Source organism: Roseovarius atlanticus, from assembly GCF_001441615.1.
GTDB lineage: Bacteria > Pseudomonadota > Alphaproteobacteria > Rhodobacterales > Rhodobacteraceae > Roseovarius > Roseovarius atlanticus.
Genome location: NZ_LAXJ01000008.1, coordinates 142,972 through 166,740, shown reverse-complemented (window position 1 = coordinate 166,740; position 23,769 = coordinate 142,972). Strand labels below are relative to the sequence as shown.

Genomic DNA, 23,769 nt, shown 5'->3' with positions numbered 1-23,769 from the left:
GGCGCGCCGCACAGACTTATCAGGGGAGGCCTTCGTGCCACGTTTCCGTTTTCGCAGTTTGACAGGCGCGCTTGCCTGCGCCCTTATTCTTGCCCTGCCGCTGCCCGGCCACGCGCAATCGGACCTCGATCCACATCTGGGCCCCCTCGCCAGCCAGGTCGAGATCGGTCAGGACGCCCCCTGGAGAATCGGCACCGAGGGCGGCTGGGCCACCTTCCGCAACACCACCGACCCCGGCGACGTGCGCTATTACTGGACCGATCTCAGGGACATGGCCGACACCGACTTCTCGGTCTCCGTCACCCTGTTCGCCCAATCGAACACGCAGAACGCGATGAATGCCGGCATGATCTTCAATTTCGAGGGATCCGACAGCTATTTCGCCGTCACCATCGCCAGCGACGGCACGCCCTACGTGATCGTGCGCAACGCCGACGGCTTCCAGCCCCAACCGCTCGACACCACCGCCGCGCGGCTCGACGGCAGCGATGTGCTCCGGGTGGAGGTTCAGGGCACCAACGTCCACGCCATGCTGAACGGCGACACCCTGATCAATGCCAGCTTTGGCGGGCCGGTGTCGCGCAAGACAGGCGTCATCGTCTACGGCACCGGCGTCGCCGGCTTTACCGGCCTGACGGTCGAGCCGATGGAGACGGGCAGCACCCTGCCCACACCGGGCGGCGACACGACCCTGCCCACCCCCGGCGGCGACACCGACGGCCCCCCTCCGACCCCCGGAGGTGACACGGACGGACCACCCCCCATCCCCGGCGGCGACACGGACGGACCGCCCCCGGTTCCCGGCGGCGACACCGACGGACCGCCCCCCATTCCCGGCGGCAACACCGACGGTCCACCTCCCATTCCCGGCGGCGATACCGACGGACCGCCCCCCATTCCCGGCGGCGATACCAACGGTCCACCCCCGATCCCCGGCGGCAACACCGACGGTCCGCCCCCCATCCCCGGCGGCGACACCAACGGACCGTCTCCGATTCCCGGCAACGACACCAGTGGCCCGCCCCGCATCCCGGGCCAGGACCAGGGCACCGCCATGTCCGCCATCGACGGCCTCACCCGCGAACAGGCCGAGCGTCGCCTGGGCGTCGCCTTGGGCATCTTCCTGCACGAAATGGCCCACGCTGTGATCGGCGAAACCGGCCTGCCCGCCACCGGCCCCGAAGAAGACACCGCCGACAGCTTCTCGGCCTTCACCATGGCCAGCATGATGGAAGGCGCCACGCCGCAGACGCAGGAGTTCATCGTCGGCGTCATCGAAAGCTCCACCTTGCTGTGGTACTATACCGCCCGCGCCTTCCAGCAGCAGCAGGTCACCCATGACTGGCAGGACGAACACGCCCCCAACATCAAGCGGTTCCGCAATTCCTTCTGCATCATCTACGGCTCGAACCCCCAGATCTTCGAACCCGTCGCGACCAAGGTCGATTTCACCGACCGCTCCAAGCAGCGGTGCGCCTACGAATTCGCGAAAAGCTATGAAGCCTGGGATGAACTTCTGGCGCTGCGCGGCCGCAATCTGGGTGCCGACATGCCCGGCCGCTATCCCGCCAACCAGCCCGGCGGCAAACTCAACCTGACCTTCCAGCCCAGCCAGTCGGAATACGGTCGCAAGACCGAGGAACTGCTGAAGTACCAGAACCTCGTGCCCGGCATCACGCAGCTTTTCGAGCAGTATTTCGTCTGGCCGCGCGACGTCACCATCACCTTCCGCGACTGCGAGGAAATCAACGCCTGGTACAACCCGATGGAAGCGTCCGTGACCATGTGTTACTCAGCCATCGAATTCTTCGAAGGCTTCCTGAACCGCGGGATCGACTCGGCGAACTGACGCGCCTCAGACCGCGCCGCGCCGCAGTCCCATGCCGCGTCCCGCCGTCTCGGGGCGCGGCAACGCCTTGTGCGCCTCCGCCACCCGCCGCAACCGCGACAGCACCTTGTCGGGCATCGGCACCACCTTAGGCCCCGACTGATCCACATGCAGCGCGATCCCCTCGCCCGTCGCCACCAGCGTGCCATCCTCGCGCATCAGCTCTTGGTAGCTGTGAAACCGCTTCTCGTCGTGGTCGAGAATGCGAAAAGAAGCCCGCACCCGGTCGCCCAGCTTCAGCTCGCGCAGGTAGCGCACGTGAAACTCCGCCGCATAGGTGGTGCACCCGCTCGCGGCGCGATAGTCCGGCCCGAACCCGATCTCGGCATAGGCCTCGTCCGCCGTGCGGTCGAACAGCACCGTGTAATAGCCCATGTTCATGTGCTGATTATAGTCGATCCAGTCCGCCTCGACGGCGTGGAGACTCGACATAAGGGGTACAGGGTCGGTCATGGGTCCCCCAATAGCATGGGCCAATGGCGCATGACCACGCTTTACGCGCCCACCAGACCAATTTATACCAGTTACACTGAAATTGGTCTGGTCAGATGAGCACAGAAACCCAAGACACCGCTCCCGAACTGCGCCTCGCCCATCCCGTGGGTGCCACCGTGCAGATCGTCGTCGACACGCTCTTCGCGCGTATCAAGTCCGAGGAATATCCCCGCGACACCCGCCTGCCGTCCGAACGCACGCTGGCCGCCGAACTGGGCGTGGCCCGCAACACCGTGCGCGAGGCGCTCGACGTGCTCGAAGGCCAGGAGGTCATCCGCCGCCGCCCCGGCGCCGGCAGTTTCGTCACCTACCGCTCCGCGCCCCATTCCGCCCCCTCGCCCGGTTCCGTCGCGGGCGAGACCAGCCCCCTCGACCATCTTGTCGTGCGCGGCATCCTCGAGCCGGAAATCGTCCGGCTGGCCGTGGTGAACATGACCCCACGGATGCTGACGGCGCTGTCCGAAACCCTGTCGCGGATCGAAACGGTGACCACCGATGTCGACGCCTTCATCGCGCTCGAGGAACAGCTCTACCTGCAGATCGCCGAAGGCACCGGCAACGCGCTTCTGGCCTCGTGCTACCGGCTGGCCATCGACACCTACCGCGAAAGCTACCGCACTCGCCTGCGCCGCCGCGCCCTCACCCCGCGCCGGATGCAGGATTATCAGAAACGCTACAACACGCTCTACAACGCCATCGCCTCGCGCGACGTCGGCCAGGCGGTCGAGTTCATCAAGCTGCACCTCGTCGAGGAACAGAAGCTGCTCCTCCAAGACGATTAACGCGCATTAACTCCGGTTAACGCAGGGCCAAGACTTTTTAAAAAGTCTTGGCAAAAGTTTTCAAAAAACTTTTGCACCGCGCGCCCCGTTCATCCCGGCGCCCGGACAATGGCACCGACGCGATACACCTGAAATACCGACGCGATACCGACACGGTTTTCGGCATCTCCCGAAAGTTTACCCTTGAGTCGCGTCCTCGTCGCTCACCACCCGCGCGCCCAGCGCCAGCACCCGCTCATAGGACAGCCGCTGCTGCCACATCTGCCCCAGGTCCCGCATCTCGGCCCGCAGCAGATCCTCGTGCCGCCGCAGCCATCCCGGCACCGATCCAAAGGCCACAACCTTTGCCCGCCCTTCCTCGATCCGCACCACCGGCCAGTCGCCTACCAGCGCGTTGTCGATCCCGAACACCTCCGCCCCCCACCACTCGGCAGGACCAAAGGCGTGCGTCACCTCCCCCAACTGCTTCATCGCCGCCAGCACGCTTGCCGGCGCCACGCTGTCGGCCTTTTCCACCGCGGCGTGCCAGATATCCAGGATCGCCGCGTATTCCCAGCTCACGGCGGTCCAGCTGTCTGGGTAGAGGGCGTTGTACTCCTCGAAAAACGCGTTGGGCCGGTTGAAAAAGAACGCCTTCTCGCTCAACGCCGGATCGTCGAAATCGGGGAACTGGAACACCAGCCCTTCCATGAACTCCGCACCAAGCCGATCGACCAGCCGGTCATAGTGATCGCAGGTGCAGGACAGGATTTGTCCTTTGAAACCCTTGGCATGGGCGTATTCCGTCATCGCGTGCACCATCGGGGTATAGCTCGTGCACCAACACAGGATGTCCGGCTTCGCGGCCAACATCGGCCCCACCACGTTCTCCGCCGGCGCACCTTCGGCGGGGTATTGCACCTCGTGCACGATCTCGACCCCCGCCGCCTTGAACGCCGCACGATACGTGGCCAGCGACGGCAGGCCCATCCCGTCCTGCTGCGCGCACAGCGCGACGGACTTCAATTCCGGGCGCGCCTTGATCAGCCACTCCACCCCGGTCACCACGTAAACCGGGTGCACCTCCGACGGCGCGATCAGGTAAGGCGCGTCCGGCGACAAATCCGACGGCAACAGGGTCGAGGTCAGGATCCGCCTGTCCATCAGGCTCTGGCCCACCGCGCGATATGCGTCGCCCCCCAGCATCATCATCAGCTTGATGTCATGCTCGCGCATGAGCGCCTGCGCCCCCTCGCGCGCCGCGTCAAGACTTTCTCCACAATCGTATGCGTGAATGCGTATCGGATAGCGCCGCCCCCCGATCAGCACGCCGCCCGCGTTGTTCAGCCACCGCTCCCAGATGCGGCAGCCCTGCAATCCGGGCAGCCCCCAGCTTTCCGCCTGGCCCGACAATGGCGCCAGAAACCCGATGTCCACCGTCCGCGCCATCCCCACCGACAGGCGCGGCATCACCCCCGAAAGGGCCAATCTTTGGGCAAAACTGGATGTTTCCGCGGCCACCGCACGCTCCCTTAAGGAATCCTTGACAGACTGGTCCAGTCTTTGGCTTAGTAAAAGGAACCAAAAGAACCAAAGTCAATAATTGGTCCACACCAATCTAGGGAGATATGACAAAATGGCCAAGAAAAGAGTTGCCGTCATCGGCGCAGGACCGTCCGGACTGGCGCAGCTGCGCGCGTTCCAGTCCGCCGCCGACAAGGGCGCCGAGATCCCCGACATCGTCTGCTACGAGAAACAAAGCGACTGGGGCGGTCTGTGGAACTACACCTGGCGCACCGGCGTCGGCGCGGATGGCGAACCCTGCCACGGCTCGATGTACCGCTACCTGTGGTCCAACGGCCCCAAGGAAGGTCTGGAATTCGCCGACTACACGTTCGACGAGCATTTCGGCAAGGAAATCGCCAGCTACCCGCCCCGCGCCGTGCTCTTCGACTATATCGAGGGCCGCGTGAAAAAAGCCGGCGTGCGCGACTGGATCCGCTTCAACAACGTGGTCCGCGACGTGCGCTACGACGACAAGACCGAGACATTTACCGTCACCGCCCGCGATTCCCAATCGGACACGGAAACCGAGGAAGAGTACGACCACGTCATCGTCGCCACCGGCCACTTTTCCACCCCGAACATGCCCCACTACCCGGGCTTCGACACGTTCAACGGCCGCATCCTGCACGCCCACGATTTCCGCGATGCCCGCGAGTTCGAGGGCAAGGATATCCTGATCATGGGCGCCTCCTATTCGGCCGAGGATATCGGCTCGCAATGCTGGAAATACGGCGCCAACTCGATCACCTCCTGCTATCGCTCCGGACCCATGGGCTATGACTGGCCCGACAACTGGGACGAGGTTCCGGCGCTGGAAAAGGTCGAGGGCAAGACCGCCCATTTCTCCGACGGCCACACCCGCGAAGTGGATGCCATCATCCTGTGCACCGGCTACAAGCACCACTTCCCGTTCCTGCCCGACGACCTGCGTCTGAAAACCGCAAACCGCCTGGCGGCGGATGACCTCTACAAGGGCGTTGTCTGGATCAACAATCCCAAGATGTTCTATCTCGGGATGCAGGACCAGTGGTTCACCTTCAACATGTTCGACGCTCAAGCCTGGTGGGTGCGAGACTGCATCATGGGCCGGATCGCCCTGCCGGACACAGCCACGATGGAGGCCGACTGGAAAAAGCGCCAGGCCGACGAGGACGCGCTCGAGGACGATTACGCGTGCATCCGCTACCAAGGCGACTACACCGAGGAGTTGATGGCCGAAACCGACTATCCCGGCTTCGACGTCGAGATGGCCTGCCAGCAGTTCTATGCGTGGAAGAAGCACAAGAAAAAGGACATCATGGCCTTCCGCGACCACGGCTATGTCTCGCCCATGACGAACAAGCAGGCGCCCGCACACCACACACCATGGAAAGACGCGCTGGACGACAGCCTGGAAAGCTACCTTCAGACCAGCTGAGCAAAAGCGTTTCCGGGTCAGTTCGAAACATGCATCGCTTTTTGCGCCTCAAGAGGCAGCGAAAAGCGATGCATGATTTCCCGAAAATGCTCTCATTACGCGCCGGTTCGCCCCCCGCGGGCCGGCGCATTCCCCACCACAATTCTTCCTCTGGCCAGAAATATCCCGGAGAGCGCGAGAGGCAGCGCCTCTCGCCCCGGTCGCCGCGGGCGCAGCCCACGGCGAAACCGCTTTCAGCCCGCCTTAACCGCCGTGCCCAGCCGCGCGGCCCGGCGGCCAGGGTCCTCGCGCCCGATCGAGCGGCAGAGGATGATCACCGGCAAAAGCCCGAACGCCACCAGAACCAGCGAAGGCACTGCCGCCTCGTGCAGGCGCTCGTCGGCGGCCAGCCGGTGCGCCTGCACCGCCAGCGTCTGAAAGTTGAACGGATGCAGGATCAGCGTCGCGGGCAGTTCCTTCATTACATCCACAAAAACGATCAATAGCGCCGTCAGGACCGACGACCGCGCCACCGGTAGATGCACCCGCAAGAGCAGCTTCGGCCCCGAATGCCCCAGCGACCGTCCGATGGCATCGAAATGCCCCGGCACCGTGGCCATACCGCTGTCATAGGCATTGAGGGCGGCAGCCATGAACCGGGTCATGTAGGCCAGCACCATCAACCAGATCGACCCGGTGATCAGCAGCCCGGTGTCGATGCCGAAATTGGCCTCCATGATCCGATCGATCAGATTGTCGAGCGCGGCCATCGGCACCATCAGCCCGACGGCAATGACGCCCCCCGGCACCGCGTATCCCAGGCCTGCGCCCACCACCAGCGCCTTGCTGCGTCGCGTGGGGCGGGTGCGTGCCCGGAACCCGATCAGGATCGCGCCCAGCACCGTCAGCACCGACGCCACCGATGCCAGCATCACCGAGTTCTGCATGAAGCCGATATAGCGCGCCGCAAAGAGGTTCTGGCCCGACCCCACCGCCATCGTGCCCAGCATGATCACCGGCACGATGAACCCCAAGAGAACCGGCACCAGACAAATGAGCGTCGCGACCCACCCCGCACCGCCCGTCAATTGCGGCTTTTCCAGCGTGTCGAACCGCGCCCCGCGCCCCGCCGTCTGTGCGCGGCCCCGCTGCGCCCGTTCCAGCCCTGCCACCAGCAGAGCGAACATCAGCAGGCACAGCGACAGCTGCGCCGCCGCGGGCCGGTCCCCCAGCGAAAACCACGCCTGGTAGATGCCGGTCGCAAACGTCTGCACATTGAAGAAGGCAACAGTGCCGTAATCCGCGATCGTCTCCATCACCGCCAGCAGTGCGCCCCCGGCGATGGCCGGTCGCGCCATCGGCAACGCCACGCGCCAGAACGCCTTCATTGGCGATTGCCCCAGCGTGCGCGCCACCAGGAACGCGTTCGACGATTGCTGCCGAAAGGACGCCCGCGCAAGCAGGTAGACATAAGGGTAAAGCACGATGATCAGCATCAGCGCCGCACCGCCCAGGCTGCGGATCTCCGGAAACCAATAATCCCGAGGCCCCCAGCCCGTCAGATCGCGCAGCAGGGTCTGCACCGGGCCGGGATGGTCCAATAGGTAAGTATAGGCATAGGCCAGCACATAGGCCGGAAAGGCCAGCGGCAGCGCCAGCGCGATCTCCAGCCAGCGATGCCCCGGAAAGCGATAGACCGTCACCAGCCATGCGGTGACCGACCCGATCACGGCCGTGCTGAGGCCCACGACCACCACAAGAACCAGCGTCGTCGCGGTATAGCGCGGCAGCACGCTCGACAACACGTTGCGCCACGTGTCCAGATCGCCGGTGAACGCCGCCAGCGCCGACGCAATGATCGGCGCCACGCACAATGCAACGATGATCCAGGCCAGGCGATGCAGCAGGCTTTCCGACATCCGGCGGGTCCCTTGTGGAAGCAACCGCCCTTCGCTGCCACATCCGGCCGGAACTTGCCAGCAGAAACCTGACAAAAATGGTTTACCAGGCCCGACGTAGCGGCGTCACTTGGTCAGGATCAGCTTGCCCGCCCGAGTGATCCGCAGCGTGTAGACCTTGTCATCCAGCGTGATCTGCGCGGTCGATTGCCCGCGTGTCAGATCGCGTGCATCATGAAGCGTTTCGCCCGCCTCGCTCGCCGCCACCAGTTGCGGCATCTCTTTCGTCTGCGCGCGGATCATGCGCCTGTCTCCCCGGCGGCCTGCAACAGCCGCTCCAGCATCAGGTCAAGGCACAGCCCGCTTGTCATCGCGGCGTCGAGAAGGGTGAAGGATCGGGGGTGCGGCATCGGTACGTGCCGCGGCTCTCGGCCAGCCGTTTCAGGGTAAGGCATCACATGCATGATCGCGCTCCATTGCTTGCGATTCTAGGTGGATGGCTGACCTTGCAGGCTGGCTTGCTTAATTTCTGATTGAATTAGTCGGAAATGTCAACTCCCGCATTTTTCCGTGGCGATAACCCCGCCGAACCGCCGATGCTGCCGCGTGGAATAGCGGTGGCATTCAAGATCGCAAAGCAGGTCATGCCGGGCTGAAGCCCCAGCTCGGTCGCCGCCCGCTGCGTGATCCGTGCCAGAAACACGTCCCGACCCGCCCGCAATTGCACCGCAACACCGGGCCCCATCCCGCGATGCAGCGCCACCACATCGACCGGCAGCACGTTGTGCGATGACAACCCCTCGGGTGCGGCCCGCGAGATCAGCACATCCTGCGCCAGCACCCGCAGACGGATCGTGCTGCCTTCGGGCGCCGTCACGCCGGGCAACAGCAACTCGCCCCCCGACAGTGTCAGCCGGCTCAGCCCGTCGGCCCCGTGTTCGGCCACGCGTGCAGGCAGGATCGCGCCGGCCTCCCGGACACCGACCAGCGGCAACGCCTTGGGGTCGCTCAGCACCGCCTCGGCGCTGCCCGACAGCACCACCTGTCCGCGCTGCAGGACCACCAGGTCGTCGGCCAGCCGTGCCACCTCGGCCAGGTTGTGCGACACATAGACGATCGGCACCTGCGCCACGTCGCGCAGCCGCTCCAGATAGGGGAAAATCTCGTCCTTGCGCGGCTCGTCCAGCGCCGCCAACGGCTCGTCCATCAGCAACAGCCGCGGCCGCGACAACCAGGCCCGCGCCAGCGCCACCCGTTGCTTTTCCCCGCCCGACAGGGTGTTGGGCCGGCGATGCAGCAGCGCCTCCAGCCCCAGCAGGTCCACGACCCGCCGCATCTCGTCCCGGTCGAGCCCGCCTTTTGCAAAGCGGGCGCCATAGCCGATATTCGCCGCGACGGTCATGTGCGGAAACAACCGCCCGTCCTGAAAGACATAGCCGATCCGCCGCTGCGATGCGGGAACATGCACGCCCCGCTCCGCGTCGAACAACACCGTCTCCTCCAGCGCGATGCGCCCGCCACCCGGCCGCAGCAGCCCGGCGATAGCGTTGACCACGCTCGACTTGCCCGCCCCGGACGGGCCGAACAGCGCCGTCACGCCCGGCCCGGCCCGGAACGACACCGACAGGTCCAGCCCCGGAAAGCGGTGGCGCAGGTCGACGTCCAGGCTCATCGCGGCGCGTCCTGCCCGATGCGCCGGGCAACCCGTCGTGCCAGCCATTCCGACACCAGCACCGCGCCCAGCGCCACGATGATCGCAAGGATCACCAGCCTGACAGCCCCGGCTTCGCCGCCCGGCACTTGCAGAAAGGCATAAATCGCCGACGGCAGCGTCTGCGTCTCGCCGGGGATGTTGGCGACGAAGGTGATGGTTGCGCCGAACTCTCCCATCGCCTTGGCGAACCCCAGCACCACGCCGGCCAGGATACCGGGCGCGATCAGCGGCAGCGTCACCGTGCGAAACCGTGCCGCCCGCCCCGCGCCCAGCGTCTCGGCCGCCGCTTCCAGCTTGGGATCGACCGCCTCGATCGCCAGCCGGATCGCCCGCACCATCAGCGGGAACCCCATGATCCCCGCCGCCAGTGCCGCGCCGGTCCAGCGAAAGGCCAGCACGATGCCCCAATCCGCCAGCATCCGGCCCAGCGCGCCGTTCATCCCGAAGGTCAGCAGCAGCAGATACCCGGTGACCACCGGCGGCAGGACCAGCGGCAGATGCACCAGTGCGCTCAGCAGTGCCTTGCCCGGAAACCGCTTGCGCGCCAGCACCCAGGCTACCGCAATGGCCGGCGGCAGGCTGATCACCACCGCCCAGGCCGAAACTTTGAGCGAGAGGGTCAGCGCGGCCCATTCCACTTCACTGAGCTCCAGGCTCACGGCGCGCGTCCGGCCAGGGAAAAGCCGTGGGCGACGAACGCCTGCCCGGCCGTCTCGGATCGCAGCTGCGCCAGCACCGCTTTTGCCGCTTCGGTTTCGCGTCCCGCAACCAAAGCCGCCGGGTACACGATCGGATCGTGCAACGCGGGGTCGATCCGGCTCAGAACCTGCACCCCTCGATCGGCCTCGGCATCACTGGCATAGACCACGCCCAGGGGCGTTTCTCCGCGCGACACCAGCGCCAACGCGGCGCGGACATTTTCCGTCTCGGCAAGCTGCGGGCGCAGCGCGTCCCATAGGCCCGCCGCCTGCATCCACTGCTTCGCATAGATCCCTGCGGGCACCGCCTGGGTGTGGCCGACCGCCAGCCGCCCCCCGGCCAGCCGGGCCAGCAGACCATCGACGGTCACCTCCGCCAGCGCCGGCGCGTCCTGCGGCCCCACCAGAACCAGCCGGTTGCCCAGCAGGTCCGCACGGGTCGACGGCGCGAGGTGGCCCTGCTCTTGCAGCCAGTCCATCCACGCCACGTTGGCAAGAATGACGATATCCGCCGGCGCGCCCTGCGCCACCTGCCGCGCCATCGTCCCCGACCCGCCGTAGGAGATGCGCGCGTCGGTGTCCGACCCTTCCAGCGCGGCCTCCAGCGCGCCGCGCAAAGACGCCGCGGCAAAGATCGTCACCGGCGCGTCGGAACGGGCCGGCACCGTGGCGGCCACCGCCACGCAAATGATTGTCAGCAATCCGAAAAACCGCATCATTGCCAGAGTATCTTGCAGTTCGTGAGGTGACACAAGGGCCGCCCTGGCGCGCGGCGCGCGCCTCGGGTTCGGCACCGACACCACAATCGGTTCGAATTGTTCTTGGCATCATACAAATTTCATATCAATCTGCGACGATAGCGTTAATACTACGTATATACACGTCCGCCTGGACAGGTGCGCAGAGATCGGACCAGGATGAGTTTACAGGGCAAAGATCAGTATCCTCTCACGCTGCAAATCGCCGACAAGCGCGATGTGCGCAGCCAGTTCGGCGCGCTGTGCTATCGCATGAAGGCCGGCAAGCCGCAGGTTCTGATGATCACGTCGCGCCGCACCGGGCGCTGGATCATCCCCAAGGGCTGGCCCATGGAAGGCAAGACACCGGGCCAAAGCGCCTTGCGCGAGGCCTGGGAAGAGGCCGGCGTGCGCGGCAAGGTCACCGGCACCTGCCTTGCGCTTTTTTCCTACACCAAGGGCGTGGGCGCCGCCGACCGCTTGCCCTGCGTCGTGATGGTCTATCCCGTCAAGGTCGATGCCCTGGCCGATGACTTCCCCGAAGCCGGACAACGCAAGCGCCGCTGGATGAGCCTCAAGAAAGCGGCCAAACGGGTAGAGGAACCGGAGCTCGCTCACCTGCTGAAATCGTTCGACCCGCGCCGGCACTGACGCCGCCAATCGCCCGTTCTGCTTGATTTTTCCGGCGATCCGCCTATTTCTCTCATTGGTTTCGAAGCGGAGCAGGCCGGTGATAAAATTCACCCTGAAATGCGATCACGATCACCAGTTCGAAAGCTGGTTCCAGTCGGCCTCGGCATTCGACAAGCTTGAGGCCGCCGGCATGATTTCCTGCGCGATTTGCGGCTCGACCTCGGTGGAAAAGGCGCTGATGGCCCCAAGCGTGCGCGCCAGCCGCGAGACCGGCCACGCGACCGACCGGTCCACGCACGCGCCATCACGCCTCGCCGCGCCCTCCGACGACCGCGCCCGCGCTATCGCTGCTCTGAAAAAACAGGTTGAAGAAAATTCCGAATATGTCGGCCTCAAATTCGCCGCCCAGGCCCGCGACATGCATGACGGCCTGACCCCGCAACGCGCCATCCACGGCGAGGCCCGGCCCGAAGAGGCCCGCAAACTGATGGAAGATGGCGTTCCGGTTCTGCCTTTGCCCTTCGTACCGGGCCGCAAGTCGAACTGATATCTTGTTTGGCGCGGGGGCACCGCCCAGACCGCGCTTTTGTCGATGCCAGGAAAAGGACACCGAATGCATGTCGTGATCACCGGCGCAAACCGCGGGATCGGCGCCGCACTGGCCGAAGGCTATGCACGCCGCGGCGACGAAGTTACCGGCACCACGCGCGACCCCGAGGCCACGCACACGCTTGACGTCGCCGACCCCGCCAGCCATCGCGCCTTCGCCGCGCGGCTCGACGGCTCACCGGTGGACCTTCTGATCTGCAACGCGGGCGTCTACCTCGACAAGGGCGAGACACTGCCCGACGGCTATCCGGTCAAAATGTGGACCGACAGCTTTGCCACCAACGTCACCGGCGTCTTCCTGACGGTGCAGACGCTTCTGCCCTGCCTGCAAGCCGCCGAGGCCGGCCGGATCGCGATCATTTCCAGCCAGATGGCCAGCCACGAACGCGCCCCGGGCGGCAGCTATATCTACCGCGCGTCCAAGGCGGCGGCCCTGAATCTGGGGCGCAACCTGGCCCGCGACCTCGCGACGCTGGGGCTTGCCGTGGGCATCTATCACCCCGGCTGGGTCCGCACGGACATGGGCGGAGACAGCGCCGACATTTCCGTGGACGAGGCCGCGTCGGGCCTGATGGACCGTTTCGATGCGCTCGATCTTGACAGCACCGGCTGTTTCAAGACCTGGGATGGCAAGGATCATCCTTTTTGACCCGCGCAATTTTCTTCAGCGAAGAAAATGCCCGAGAAAATTCGTACGAATTTTCTCGGGCGCGCAACGCACACGCTCGGCCCTTGCCCTTCGCCGCGCACCCGCGTAAAGCACCTGCGATCTGATCCAAGGACGCAGCCATGCCCCTGCTCGTGATGAAATTCGGCGGCACTTCGGTGGCCAACATCGACCGCATCCGCCGGGCGGCGAAGCGCGTCGGCGTCGAGGTGGCCAAGGGCTATGACGTGATCGTCATCGTCTCGGCCATGGCCGGGCGCACCAATGAACTGGTCGGCTGGGTCGACGAGATCTCGCCGCTTTACGACGCGCGCGAATACGACGCCGTTGTCAGCTCGGGCGAGGCCGTCACCGCCGGCCTCATGGCGCTCACCTTGCAGGAAATGGACATCCCCGCGCGCAGCTGGCAGGGCTGGCAGGTGCCGCTGAAAACCAACTCGTCCCACTCCGCCGCGCGGATCGAGGAAATTCCGACTGACAACATCAACGCCAAGTTCGGCGAAGGGATGCAGGTCGCCGTGGTCGCGGGCTTCCAGGGCGTCAGCCCCGAGGGCCGGATCACCACGCTGGGCCGGGGCGGGTCGGATACGACCGCCGTGGCCTTCGCCGCCGCCTTCGGCGCGGAACGCTGCGACATCTATACGGATGTCGACGGCGTCTACACCACCGACCCGCGCATCACCGACAAGGCGCGCAAGCTCGACAAGATCGCCTTCGAGGAAATGCTGGAACTCGCCAGCCTGGGGGCCAAGGTCCTTCAGACCCGCTCGGTCGAGTTGGCGATGCGCTACAACGTGCGTCTGCGCGTGCTATCAAGTTTCGAGGAACAATCGGACGACGCAGGAACCCTGGTCTGCGCCGAGGAGGAAATCATGGAATCAAACGTGGTCAACGGCATCGCCTATTCCCGCGACGAGGCGAAGATGACCCTTATCTCCGTCGCCGACCGCCCCGGCATCGCCGCCGCCATTTTCGGGCCGCTGTCGAATGCGGGCGTCAACGTGGACATGATCATCCAGAACATCTCCGAGGAAGGCCGCACCGACATGACATTCTCATGTCCCGTGGACCAGGTGGCCCGCGCCGAAAAGGCGCTCAAGGGCGCCAAGGAAAAAGGCGAGATCAACTTTCACGACCTCGTGGCCGACACCAACGTGGCCAAGGTCTCGGCCGTGGGCATCGGTATGCGCAGCCAGTCGGGCGTCGCCGCCAAGATGTTCCAGACGCTGCGCGACGAGGGCATCAACATCAAGGTCATCTCGACCTCCGAGATCAAGATCTCGGTGCTGATCGACCGCAAGTACATGGAACTGGCCGTGCAATCGCTGCACGACGCGTTCGAGCTGGACAAATCCGCCTGATCCCGCCCCGCCGCGCGATCCTTCAGACACCGCCGGCGGCGTACCTTGTGACCAGCGCAACCCAAGATTGCATTTCTGCATTTTCGACAATCTTCATTCGGGACTGCACATTGTCCTTTCACATCGGCCTGCACCTGTGATTTAAACGGTCCGGCTTCTGGCCAGCCCATCCGAACCGAAAGGCTTCGACCGCGATGACACCCGACGGCGATCCCGTACAGACCGACAGCCGCCAGATGCTCTCGCGTTTGCGCGCGCTCATGGCCGAGGATGCCGCCGGCCAGGCCAGGCTGGACGCGATAACCACGCTCATCGCCGAGGAAATGCGCACCGAAGTGTGCTCGATCTACCTTTTCCGCGACGAGCAGACGCTGGAGCTTTGCGCCACAGAAGGTCTCAACCGCGATGCCGTGCACCAGACCCGGATGAAACTGGGCGAGGGTCTAGTGGGCCGCGTCGCCCGCACCGGCAAGGTCGTAAATACCGACAATGCCCCCGCCGCACGCGGTTTTCGCTACATGCCGGAAACCGGTGAAGAGGCCTATTCATCGTTCATGGGCGTGCCGATCCAGCGGCTGGGCGAAACCTTGGGCGTGCTGGTCGTTCAGTCGAAACAGTCGCGCGAATATTCCGACGAGGAACTCTACGCCGTCGAGGTGGTCGCCATGGTCATCGCCGAGATGGCCGAGCTGGGCGCTTTCGTCGGCGAAGGTGCGGCCATGTCCGCCCGCCACCAGCAGCCGGTGCTCTTCCGCGGCGGCATCGCACAGGAAGGTGCCGCGCAAGGCCGTGTCTGGCTGCATGAGCCGCGCGTCGTGGTCACCAACCCCATCGCCGAGGATCCAAACCGCGAACTGGAACGGCTGGAAGAGGCCGTAGAGACCCTGCGTGTAGGTGTCGACCGTATGCTCAGCACAGCCGCGACCGGCGACAAGGAACAGCTTCAGGTGCTCGAAGCCTACCGCATGTTCGCCAATTCCAAGGGCTGGATGAAGCGGATGGAAGAGGATATCGCGCGCGGTCTCTCGGCCGAGGCGGCGGTGGAAAAGGAACAATCCACCACCCGCGCCCGGATGACGCAAGTGACCGATCCGTATCTGCGCGATCGCCTCCACGACCTCGATGACCTGAGCAATCGACTGCTGCGCATCCTCACCGGGCAGGGCGCGGAAACCGGTGCGGAAATGCCCGACGACCCGATCCTGATCGCGCGCAATATCGGGCCCGGCGAATTGCTGGACTACGGCCGCAAACTGCGCGGCATCGTGCTCGAGGAAGGCTCGGTCGGCAGCCATGCCGCCATCGTCGCGCGCGCGCTGGCCATTCCGCTGGTGATCCACGCCAGCCGCATCACCAACGAGGCGCTCAACGGCGATTTCATCATGGTCGACGGCGACCAGGGCATCGTGCATCTGCGCCCCGACGACAACGTCGTTGCCGCCTTCCGCGACAAGATGGCGATGCAGGCCCAGGCCCAGGAACGCTATGCCTCGATCCGCGACAAGCCCGCCGAAACGCTGTGCGGCACCCGGCTCGCCCTGCACATGAACGCCGGCCTCATGGCCGACCTGCCCAGCCTCGAAGGATCCGGTGCCGAAGGCGTGGGCCTCTTCCGCACCGAGCTTCAGTTCCTCGTGCGCGCCCACATGCCCCGCCGGGCGGAACTGAGCGAGCTTTACGCCCACGTCATGGACGCCGCCCGCGGCAAGCGCGTCTGCTTCCGCACGCTCGACATCGGGTCGGACAAGGTGCTGCCCTACATGAAGGTCATAGACGAGCCCAACCCCGCGCTTGGCTGGCGCGCGGTGCGCGTGGCGCTCGACAAGCCCGGCGTGATGCGGATGCAGCTTCAGGCGCTCGTGCGCGCCGCCAAAGGGCGCCCGCTGTCGGTGATGTTCCCCTTCGTCGCCCAGCGAGAGGAATTCTCCGCCGCCAATGCCGAAATGAACAAGGCTCTGGAACGCGAGCGTATCCTCGGCCACCCGCTGCCCTCGGACATCGAGGTCGGCGCGATGCTGGAAACCCCGTCGCTGGCCTTTGCGCCGGACTCGTTTTACCGGGAGGTCGATTTCCTGTCCATCGGCGGCAACGATCTCAAGCAGTTCTTCTTCGCCGCCGACCGCGAAAACGAACTGGTGCGCAGGCGCTACGACACGCTGAATGTCAGCTTTCTGACGTTCATCGAATCCATCGTGAAACGCTGTGAGGCGCATGACACGCCGCTCAGCTTCTGCGGCGAGGATGCCGGCCGCCCGGTCGAGGCCGCCTGCTTTGCCGCGATCGGCCTGCGCAGCCTCTCGATGCGCCCGGCCTCCATCGGGCCGGTGAAATCCATCCTGCGCCGCATCGACCTGGGCGAGCTTTACGAGGTGATCGACGGCGTGCGCAACGCCGGCGACCAATCGGTGCGGCCGGCGGTCATGGAGTATCTCAAGGGCAAGCTCTGAGCCCAAGAAAATTCGTACGAATTTTCTTTTCTCCCAACGGCGCTCAGGCGCGTTTCACCGTCGGCATCTCCACCAGCGCCCGGAAATCCTCCAGCAATTCGCCATGATCGCGGTCGGCCTCGATGGCCAGCCGGCGCAGGCCGAAATGCACATGGGCCATCTGCTGATAGTAGCTGGTAAAGGCGTAATTCGTGGCCGCCCCTGCCGCCGCGCCCAGCACGGGCACGGTTTGCGCCGCCAGCTTCTGACCCAGCACCGTGGCCAGCCTGGGCGCGACCTTGGCCACCAATGCCTGCACCGCCTTGCCGGTCACCGCAACGCGCGTGCTGAGAAACGCCAGGTCGCTGCCATCGTCATGGTCCAGCGGCCCGGCCGCGGCAAACACCTTGATGCAATCGTATTGCACGCCCGGCTCGTCCGGATCAAAGCCGTATTCGGCCGCCACGTCCTGGATCGCGCGCAACAGCACTGTCGTCGTGACGGGCAGTTCCGCCAGCGCCGTGGGCAAACCGCCCGCGCCGCCCGCGGCCCCCATCGCAGTGGTCATCGCACGACTCAACCAGCCGGGACTGTCCGGAAAATAGCCGCGCGAACGGTGCGCCGTCTCCATCGCCATCCGCAGCGCCCGCTCGGTGCTGTCGTCCAGCCGCGACCGCACCGGCACCGGCAGACGCGACAACAGCCCCTCGGCCTGGCCGCCGATCATGTTCAGCACCTGGATGCCCACGTTCCCGGCACGGCGGTGCCGCTCGGCCAGCGCCTTTAGGCGCGCCTCTACCGCACTCGCATCTATCGCCGCCGGCAGAATCTCGGAATAGGTTTTCTTGACCATGGACAAAAGATCGGGCACCGCCGCCGCTTTTTCAAGCGTCCCGCATGACTTTGCCGGCAATTCCGTCCCACGCGCCGGGGGTCAGCGCGATGCCTAGCACCCGCTCGGGGTTGGTGGGCGGCGGCATCTTCACCTTGTCCAGCCGGGCAAAGCCGAACCGCTGGTAATACGGCGCATCGCCCACCAGCATCGCCCGGTCCCAGCCGGCCTCCTGCCCGATCCGCAGCGCCTCGCGAATAAGGTACCCGCCCAGCCCCTCGCCCTGGCGCGTCGGGTGCACCGCTATGGGCCCCACAAGCAAGGCCCGCGCCGGGCCGATCCGCACCGGCCAGACCCGGATCGCCCCGGCCAGGATGCGCCCCTCATCCCGCGCTACCAGGCACAGCGCCGCCACCGGCGCCACACCATCGCGCAGTCGGTACGAGGACAGTGCCTCGCGCCCCGGTGCGAAACACAGGTCGTAAAGCGCCTCCACCTCCCACCAATCGGCTTTCGTTTCCGGGGCCAGATCGAACACGCGGCGCCTTGTCCTTTGAAATAACTGGTGGAACGTCGCCTAGCACGCGGCTAGGTCTATGTCCAAACGCAATCGCAACACCCCTGAAAGGTGCCCATGTTCTACCGCCCCGAAGACGGCCACGGCCTGCCGCACAACCCGTTCAACGCCATCGTGGCCCCCCGCCCCATCGGCTGGATCTCGACCCGCGGCAGCGACGGCTCGGAAAACCTCGCGCCCTATTCGTTCTTCAACGCCGTGGCCTACGTGCCGCCCCAGGTGATGTTCTCCTCGACCTCGACCAAGCCCGACCGGGGCGACACCAAGGACAGCGTCGCCAATATTCGCGACACAGGCGTGTTCTGCGTCAACATCGTGGAATACGCGATGCGCGACGCGATGAACCAGACCTCTGGCCCCTGGCCCATGGACATCGACGAATTCACCGATGCCGCCATCGAACGGGCGGCCTGCGAGACCATCCCCTGCTCCCGCGTGGCCGCCGCGCCCGCAGCGCTTGAATGCAAACTGACGCAGATCGTCGATCTGCCGGGCGAGGCCAACAAGGTGGTGTTCGGAGAGGTCACAGGCGTCTACATCCGCGACGACTGCCTGAAGGACGGCATCTTCGACGTGCTCAGTTTCAACCCGCTCGCGCGGATGGGATACAAGGATTACACCGTGGTGCGCGAGAAATTCGCCATCGCGCGTCCGGGAGAAAGCTGAGCCGCAAGCCGCGCCAGCGCCGGCCCCCGGGGTGGCGACCCGACGGGTGGGCTGAGCACTTTATCGCAGCCAAATCCGGAAAACCTGCACGCGATACGCCTGACCTAACCAATCGCCGCCCCCAGGGAGGGGGCCGGCGATGGCGCGGCGGCCTTCGGCCTTGATTCCGCGCTCAAGCTACATGCTCTACCGCGTTCAGGGACCTCTCGCACAAGGAGATCCCGGATCACGTCCGGGATTGCGTAGGGTGGGCGAAAACCCACGCGCGCCCGCCCCGGCAGGCCGTCAATGCCCCCCGCCCAGAACCCCGGTCTTTACGTCGTAATCCACGGCCAGCCCGTAATCGGGGTCGTCGTCGCTGTCGACCATCAGGTGTCCGGCCTTGTTCAGCATCCGGTGGCAATCCCGCGTCAGGTGCCGCAACTGCAACCGCTTGCCCGCCGCCAGGTACTTGCCCGCCACCGCTTCGATGGCCTGCAACGCCGACTGGTCCACGACCCGGCTCTCGGCAAAGTCCACGATCACCTTTTCGGGGTCGCTGTCGGGGTCGAACAGCTCAACGAAGCCGCTGGCCGAACCAAAGAACAGCGGCCCCTGCACGCGATAAACCTTGGTGCCGTCCATCTCCTTGCCGGTTATGGCGTGGATGCGCTTGGCGTTGTTCCAGGCATAGGTCAGCGCCGACACGATCACCCCCACGACCACGGCGATGGCCAGGTCGTACTGCACCGTCACCACCGTCACCAGCACGATCACCAGCGCGTCCGACAGAGGCACCTTGCGCAGGATGCGCAGCGAGTTCCAGGCAAAGGTCCCGATCACCACCATGAACATCACGCCCACCAGGGCGGCCAGCGGGATCTGCTCGATCAGCGGCGAGGCGAACAGGATGAAGATCAGCAGGAACACCGCCGCACAGATCCCCGCGATCCGCGTGCGCCCGCCCGATTTCACGTTGATGATCGACTGACCGATCATGGCGCACCCACCCATGCCACCGAAGAACCCGGTCACGGTGTTGGCCACGCCCTGCGCGATGCATTCCTGGCTGGCCCCGCCGCGCTTGTTCGTCATTTCGCCCACTAGGTTCAGCGTTAGCAGGCTTTCGATCAGACCAATCGCGGCCAGGATTACGGCATAGGGCAGTATGATCTCGAACGTCTCCAGCGTCAGCGGCACGGTCGGAATGTGAAAGGCCGGCAAACCGCCCTGGATCGACGCCAAATCCCCCACCCGCGGCACGTCTAACCCGAACACCACGACGATCCCGGCCACCAGCCCGATCCCCGCCAGCGGTGCCGGAATGACCTTGGTCACCCGCGGCATCAGCCAGACCACCGCCATTGTCAGCGCCACCAGCGCCAGCATGGTGTAAAGCGGCGCGCCCGACAGCCATTCACCCCCGCTCATCCCGTGGCCGGTATTCTCCATCGTGCCTGGCACCTTGAACTGGCCCAATTGCGCCAGGAAAATCACGATGGCGAGACCATTGACGAAGCCCAGCATCACCGGATGCGGCACCAGCCGGATGAACTTGCCCCAGCGCAGCACCCCCGCCGTGATCTGCAAGATCCCCATCAGAACGACGGTGGCAAAAAGGTATTCAACCCCATGCTGCGCCACCAGCGACACCATCACCACCGCCAGCGCGCCCGTCGCCCCGCTGATCATGCCGGGCCGGCCGCCGATCAGCGCGGTGATCAGCCCCACGATGAAGGCCGCGTAAAGCCCTACCAGCGGGTGCACCCCGGCGACAAAGGCAAAGGCCACCGCCTCGGGCACCAGCGCCAGCGCCACGGTCAGCCCCGACAACAGCTCGATCCGCAGCCGCGCCGGGCTCAGCCGCTCTCCGGGCGTCAGGCTCAATTCGGACAGATCAAAGCGTTTGGCCCAGTCGGCCAGCAAGGTGCGTTTCACGGGGGGTATCCTGAATGGTATTTTTCGCGCGAGCGTCCCCCTAACGCGAACGGGCGCGATTGACCATTGCCAATTTCGGAACCCGGCCATGAACGCGGCGGGACTACCTGCCGTAATAGTCCCGGAACCACGCCACGAACTGGCGAACCCCGTCGCGCACGTCCGTATCCGGGCTATAGCCCGTCAGGCTTCGCAACAGGCTGGCATCGGCCCACGTGGCCGGCACGTCGCCCTTCTGTATCTCTATCAGGTTGCGCTCGGCGGTCATGCCCAGCGCCGCCTCGATCGCATCGACGAAATCGGTCAGACGCACCGTCCTGGAGTTTCCGATATTGACCACACGATAGGGTGCCACCGGCGACAGGCTGTCGCCCTCTGCAATCGCCTCGGGGCTCTGCGGCCGCACCGGTGCCGCGTCCATCAACAGGCGGATTCCGCGCACCAGGTCGGTGACATAAGTGAAATCGCGGTACATTTCGCCGTGGTTATAAACGTCTATCGGCCGCCCCTCCAGGATCGCATCCACGAACTTGTAAAGCGCCATGTCCGGCCGCCCCCAGGGGCCGTAGACGGTGAAAAACCGGAACATCGTCGTCGGCAGGTTCCACAGATGGGCATAGGAATGGCCCATCGCCTCGGTCGCCTTCTTGGTGGCGGCATAGATCGTCATCGGCGTGTCGGCCTTCTGCGTCTCGGCATAGGGCATGTCGGTCTCGGCCCCGTAGACCGAACTGGTCGAGGCCATCAGCAGGTGCCGCACCTCGTGGCGCTTGGCCGCCTCCATCACGTTGAAGGTGCCCACCACGTTCGCCTCGATATAGGCGCGCGGATTTTCCAGGCTGTAGCGCACGCCGGCCTGTGCGGCCAAATGCACGATGATATCCGGCGCGCAGGCATCCACGGCGCTGTCCAGCGCCGCGACATCCTCCAGCATCGCCTCGGTCGCGGTGAAATTGGGCGATTGCAACAGCATCTGATGCCGCCGCGCCTTCAGCGACACGTCGTAATAATCGGTCATGCCGTCGAAGCCATGCACGGCCATCCCCTCGTCCAGCAAAAGCTGCGCCAGGTGATAGCCGATGAAACCGGCCGTTCCGGTGATGAAAACCCGCGTCATGCCTGCGTCGTCCCCGCTGCCCCGATCCGCCGCCATTCGTTAGCGGGCGCGGCCGCCACGCACAAGGCCCCGGGGCGGTTCAGACAGGAGGCACCGCGCCGACAGACCGCATCTCGACCGCGTTGCGCAGGCCCGGCCTAAAGGCCACATGGCACCCACGTCCGGCCTGCTTTGCGGCGTAAAGCGCAAGGTCGGCATCGTCCATCATCACCGCCAGCCGCGGCTTGGCATAGGTGCTGCTGCGCGTGGTGCCGATGCTGCCCGATATCCGCGCGACCTCGCCGTTGAAGGCAACCGGCGCCTCCAGCCGCCGGATCAGCCGCCCGCCAAGGCGCGACAGTTCCGCGTCCGAGGTGCGCTCGGCGATCATCAGCACGAATTCGTCGCCGCCCACGCGGATCACCGTATCCCCGTCCCGGATTTCCTGCCGCAGGATCTGCGCCACGTGCCGCAAGACGTGGTCGCCGGCCGCATGGCCCAGCGTGTCGTTCACCGACTTGAAGTAATCGAGGTCGAGATGCATCAGGGCAAACTCTTGCCCGGAAGCGATCAGCCGCCGCATCATTGGCTCCAGCGCGCGACGATTGAGCAGGCCGGTCAGCGTGTCGGTATAGGCCTCCTGCTCGGCCACCGCCTTGGCCCCCTGCAACCGCTGGTTCAATTTCTGCCAGGCATCGGTCACCACCGACTTGGCCTCGGCCAGATACAGCATTTCCACAGCAAGGTCCGTCACCGCGAAATCCGCACTGCGCAGGTCGTGCCGACCCACGGCTTCGATGACACCGATCCCGAAACTCAGATCGACGATCACACCGCCCGGCGGTCCCAGCGCCCGGTCCTCGGGAAACGGCACCGCGACACCCTTCAGTTCCGTATCGGCGGGGCCGCGCAACACGAAATGCAGCCGCCGCCCCGCCGCCGCGCGCAGCCCCGGCACACCGGGGTCCAGCCGCGGACGCCTGACCTCGAACAGATCAAAAAAATCGCGCCCGGTCAACGCCTTGGTGTCCAGCACCTTTGTCGCCGTCGGACCCGCGTGCGTGATACGCCCCATGGCATCCACGATCAGATGCATCGGGCACAGCACGTCCAGCAGCGCCCCAAGGGTCTCGATCGCGCCGGGTCTCATCCGGCGGCGCCCAGCACGAAACTGCGCCCGGTCGCAAACGCCGCCTCCAGCAGTTGAACATCAATGGTCTCTACACCATCACGGCACCCCTTGTGCTCCAGCAGAACCAGGGCGCCGTAATCATCCGCCATGGCCCGCAACAGCCCCAGCAGAACGTGACCGAAGGCAAAACCCGCCGCCTCTCGTCTTCCGACCGTGACCGAGAACATCTGCTGCCCATGATCCGTCAGCGCCACGGGCGGCAATTTCAATTGCGGCACCGCCAGCCGCGCCCGCGCCGGCAGGTCGTCCAGCGAATGCAGGAAATCGGTAAAATCCGCACCCGAGAACCGCAATAGCCGCCGCAGCGCCTCGGCGGTGGGGTGCGAGACAAGGTACGTGCCGATATCCTCCAGTATCTCGGCCTCGGGCTTGTCCAGCAGCTGTGCCGCCTGCGCCAGCACATCCACGGTCAGCGCGTCCGGATAATCCAGCATCGCCTCGAATTCCGGCGGCGCAAGGTCCGCCCGGCGCGCGATCTCGTCCCACGCCTCCTGACCGTAGGTATCCCGCAAAAACAATTCTATGGCCCGGTTGATCAGCCCATGCATCCTGTGCTCCCGAATTCGGTCAAGCGTTTGCACAACCGAATTAAGAAGCCTTGAACGTTTCAATTTGTCCTTAACAAATTGCCCGGCCGGAT

At 65.2% G+C, this 23,769-nt stretch carries 23 protein-coding genes; 9 read left to right on the top strand and 14 right to left on the bottom strand.

The genetic code is table 11. The features are described from left to right. Positions 1-34 precede the first annotated feature (34 nt). Positions 35-1,849, top strand: a complete 1,815-nt coding sequence (locus XM53_RS09670) for a DUF4344 domain-containing metallopeptidase (protein WP_144435501.1) — start codon at positions 35-37, stop codon at positions 1,847-1,849. A gap of 6 nt (positions 1,850-1,855) precedes the next feature. Here XM53_RS09670 and XM53_RS09665 read toward each other — a convergent pair whose 3' ends face one another. Continuing rightward, entirely contained in the window at positions 1,856-2,341 is a 486-nt protein-coding gene (locus XM53_RS09665; RefSeq protein ID WP_057792728.1) for a thioesterase family protein, read from the bottom strand. A 95-nt stretch (positions 2,342-2,436) separates the two neighbouring features. Here XM53_RS09665 and XM53_RS09660 point away from each other — a divergent pair, with 95 nt between their 5' ends. Next, entirely contained in the window at positions 2,437-3,165 is a 729-nt protein-coding gene (locus XM53_RS09660) for a FadR/GntR family transcriptional regulator (protein ID WP_057792726.1), read from the top strand. 177 nt (positions 3,166-3,342) lie between these two features. On the opposite strand, the gene XM53_RS09655 is transcribed toward XM53_RS09660, so the two are convergent. Beyond that, positions 3,343-4,614, bottom strand: a complete 1,272-nt coding sequence (locus XM53_RS09655; protein WP_057792723.1) for an ABC transporter substrate-binding protein — start codon at positions 4,612-4,614, stop codon at positions 3,343-3,345. A gap of 166 nt (positions 4,615-4,780) precedes the next feature. Here XM53_RS09655 and XM53_RS09650 point away from each other — a divergent pair, with 166 nt between their 5' ends. Next, entirely contained in the window at positions 4,781-6,127 is a 1,347-nt protein-coding gene (locus XM53_RS09650; protein ID WP_057792721.1) for an NAD(P)-binding domain-containing protein, read from the top strand. Between the two features lie 233 nt (positions 6,128-6,360). On the opposite strand, the gene XM53_RS09645 is transcribed toward XM53_RS09650, so the two are convergent. From XM53_RS09645 to modA, 6 genes are all read right to left on the bottom strand, one after another. After that, the gene (locus XM53_RS09645; protein WP_057792719.1) at positions 6,361-8,025 is read right to left on the bottom strand and encodes an ABC transporter permease; all 1,665 of its coding nucleotides are present in this window, start codon (positions 8,023-8,025) and stop codon (positions 6,361-6,363) included. Positions 8,026-8,130: 105 nt separating this feature from the next. Beyond that, positions 8,131-8,283 (bottom strand): hemin uptake protein HemP, encoded by a 153-nt coding sequence (locus tag XM53_RS22450; RefSeq protein ID WP_236544462.1) that lies wholly within the window; start codon positions 8,281-8,283, stop codon positions 8,131-8,133. A gap of 20 nt (positions 8,284-8,303) precedes the next feature. Further along, the gene (locus tag XM53_RS23690; protein WP_236544456.1) at positions 8,304-8,468 is read right to left on the bottom strand and encodes a hypothetical protein; all 165 of its coding nucleotides are present in this window, start codon (positions 8,466-8,468) and stop codon (positions 8,304-8,306) included. 74 nt (positions 8,469-8,542) lie between these two features. Then, positions 8,543-9,676 (bottom strand): molybdenum ABC transporter ATP-binding protein, encoded by a 1,134-nt coding sequence (modC, locus tag XM53_RS09640; RefSeq protein WP_057792717.1) that lies wholly within the window; start codon positions 9,674-9,676, stop codon positions 8,543-8,545. Next, on the bottom strand, positions 9,673-10,377 hold the full coding sequence (modB, locus tag XM53_RS09635; RefSeq protein ID WP_082630886.1) for a molybdate ABC transporter permease subunit: 705 nt from the start codon (positions 10,375-10,377) through the stop codon (positions 9,673-9,675). Before modB ends, modC begins: the two co-directional genes overlap by 4 nt. Then, complete coding sequence (gene modA / locus XM53_RS09630; RefSeq protein ID WP_057792715.1) at positions 10,374-11,135, bottom strand: molybdate ABC transporter substrate-binding protein; 762 nt, start codon at positions 11,133-11,135, stop codon at positions 10,374-10,376. Before modA ends, modB begins: the two co-directional genes overlap by 4 nt. A 198-nt stretch (positions 11,136-11,333) precedes the next feature. Here modA and XM53_RS09625 point away from each other — a divergent pair, with 198 nt between their 5' ends. From XM53_RS09625 to ptsP, 5 genes are all read left to right on the top strand, one after another. Beyond that, entirely contained in the window at positions 11,334-11,804 is a 471-nt protein-coding gene (locus tag XM53_RS09625; protein WP_057792713.1) for an NUDIX hydrolase, read from the top strand. A 79-nt stretch (positions 11,805-11,883) separates the two neighbouring features. After that, on the top strand, positions 11,884-12,333 hold the full coding sequence (locus XM53_RS09620) for a DUF1178 family protein (RefSeq protein WP_057792710.1): 450 nt from the start codon (positions 11,884-11,886) through the stop codon (positions 12,331-12,333). A gap of 66 nt (positions 12,334-12,399) precedes the next feature. Then, positions 12,400-13,044: an SDR family NAD(P)-dependent oxidoreductase gene (locus tag XM53_RS09615; protein ID WP_057792708.1), complete on the top strand. Its 645-nt coding sequence runs from the start codon at positions 12,400-12,402 to the stop codon at positions 13,042-13,044. Positions 13,045-13,184: 140 nt separating this feature from the next. Then, complete coding sequence (locus XM53_RS09610) at positions 13,185-14,423, top strand: aspartate kinase (protein WP_057792706.1); 1,239 nt, start codon at positions 13,185-13,187, stop codon at positions 14,421-14,423. Between the two features lie 194 nt (positions 14,424-14,617). Beyond that, the gene (ptsP, locus tag XM53_RS09605; RefSeq protein ID WP_057792704.1) at positions 14,618-16,870 is read left to right on the top strand and encodes a phosphoenolpyruvate--protein phosphotransferase; all 2,253 of its coding nucleotides are present in this window, start codon (positions 14,618-14,620) and stop codon (positions 16,868-16,870) included. Between the two features lie 43 nt (positions 16,871-16,913). On the opposite strand, the gene XM53_RS09600 is transcribed toward ptsP, so the two are convergent. Next, positions 16,914-17,702: an EcsC family protein gene (locus XM53_RS09600; RefSeq protein ID WP_057792930.1), complete on the bottom strand. Its 789-nt coding sequence runs from the start codon at positions 17,700-17,702 to the stop codon at positions 16,914-16,916. A gap of 31 nt (positions 17,703-17,733) precedes the next feature. Next, the gene (locus tag XM53_RS09595; protein WP_057792702.1) at positions 17,734-18,219 is read right to left on the bottom strand and encodes a GNAT family N-acetyltransferase; all 486 of its coding nucleotides are present in this window, start codon (positions 18,217-18,219) and stop codon (positions 17,734-17,736) included. Positions 18,220-18,315: 96 nt separating this feature from the next. On the opposite strand from XM53_RS09595, the gene XM53_RS09590 reads away from it, so the two are divergent. After that, on the top strand, positions 18,316-18,924 hold the full coding sequence (locus XM53_RS09590) for a flavin reductase family protein (RefSeq protein WP_057792700.1): 609 nt from the start codon (positions 18,316-18,318) through the stop codon (positions 18,922-18,924). A 285-nt stretch (positions 18,925-19,209) separates the two neighbouring features. Here XM53_RS09590 and XM53_RS09585 read toward each other — a convergent pair whose 3' ends face one another. From XM53_RS09585 to XM53_RS09570, 4 genes are all read right to left on the bottom strand, one after another. Continuing rightward, positions 19,210-20,841 carry a SulP family inorganic anion transporter gene (locus tag XM53_RS09585; protein ID WP_057792699.1) on the bottom strand — a complete coding sequence of 544 codons (1,632 nt, stop codon included), beginning with the start codon at positions 20,839-20,841 and terminating at the stop codon, positions 19,210-19,212. A gap of 103 nt (positions 20,842-20,944) precedes the next feature. Further along, positions 20,945-21,958, bottom strand: coding sequence for an NAD-dependent epimerase/dehydratase family protein (locus XM53_RS09580; RefSeq protein ID WP_057792928.1), 1,014 nt, complete (start codon positions 21,956-21,958; stop codon positions 20,945-20,947). 79 nt (positions 21,959-22,037) lie between these two features. Then, positions 22,038-23,087: a GGDEF domain-containing protein gene (locus XM53_RS09575; RefSeq protein ID WP_057792696.1), complete on the bottom strand. Its 1,050-nt coding sequence runs from the start codon at positions 23,085-23,087 to the stop codon at positions 22,038-22,040. Continuing rightward, positions 23,084-23,677: a heme NO-binding domain-containing protein gene (locus XM53_RS09570; protein WP_057792694.1), complete on the bottom strand. Its 594-nt coding sequence runs from the start codon at positions 23,675-23,677 to the stop codon at positions 23,084-23,086. The genes XM53_RS09575 and XM53_RS09570 overlap by 4 nt, the downstream gene beginning before the upstream one ends. Between the last annotated feature and the right edge of the window lie 92 nt (positions 23,678-23,769).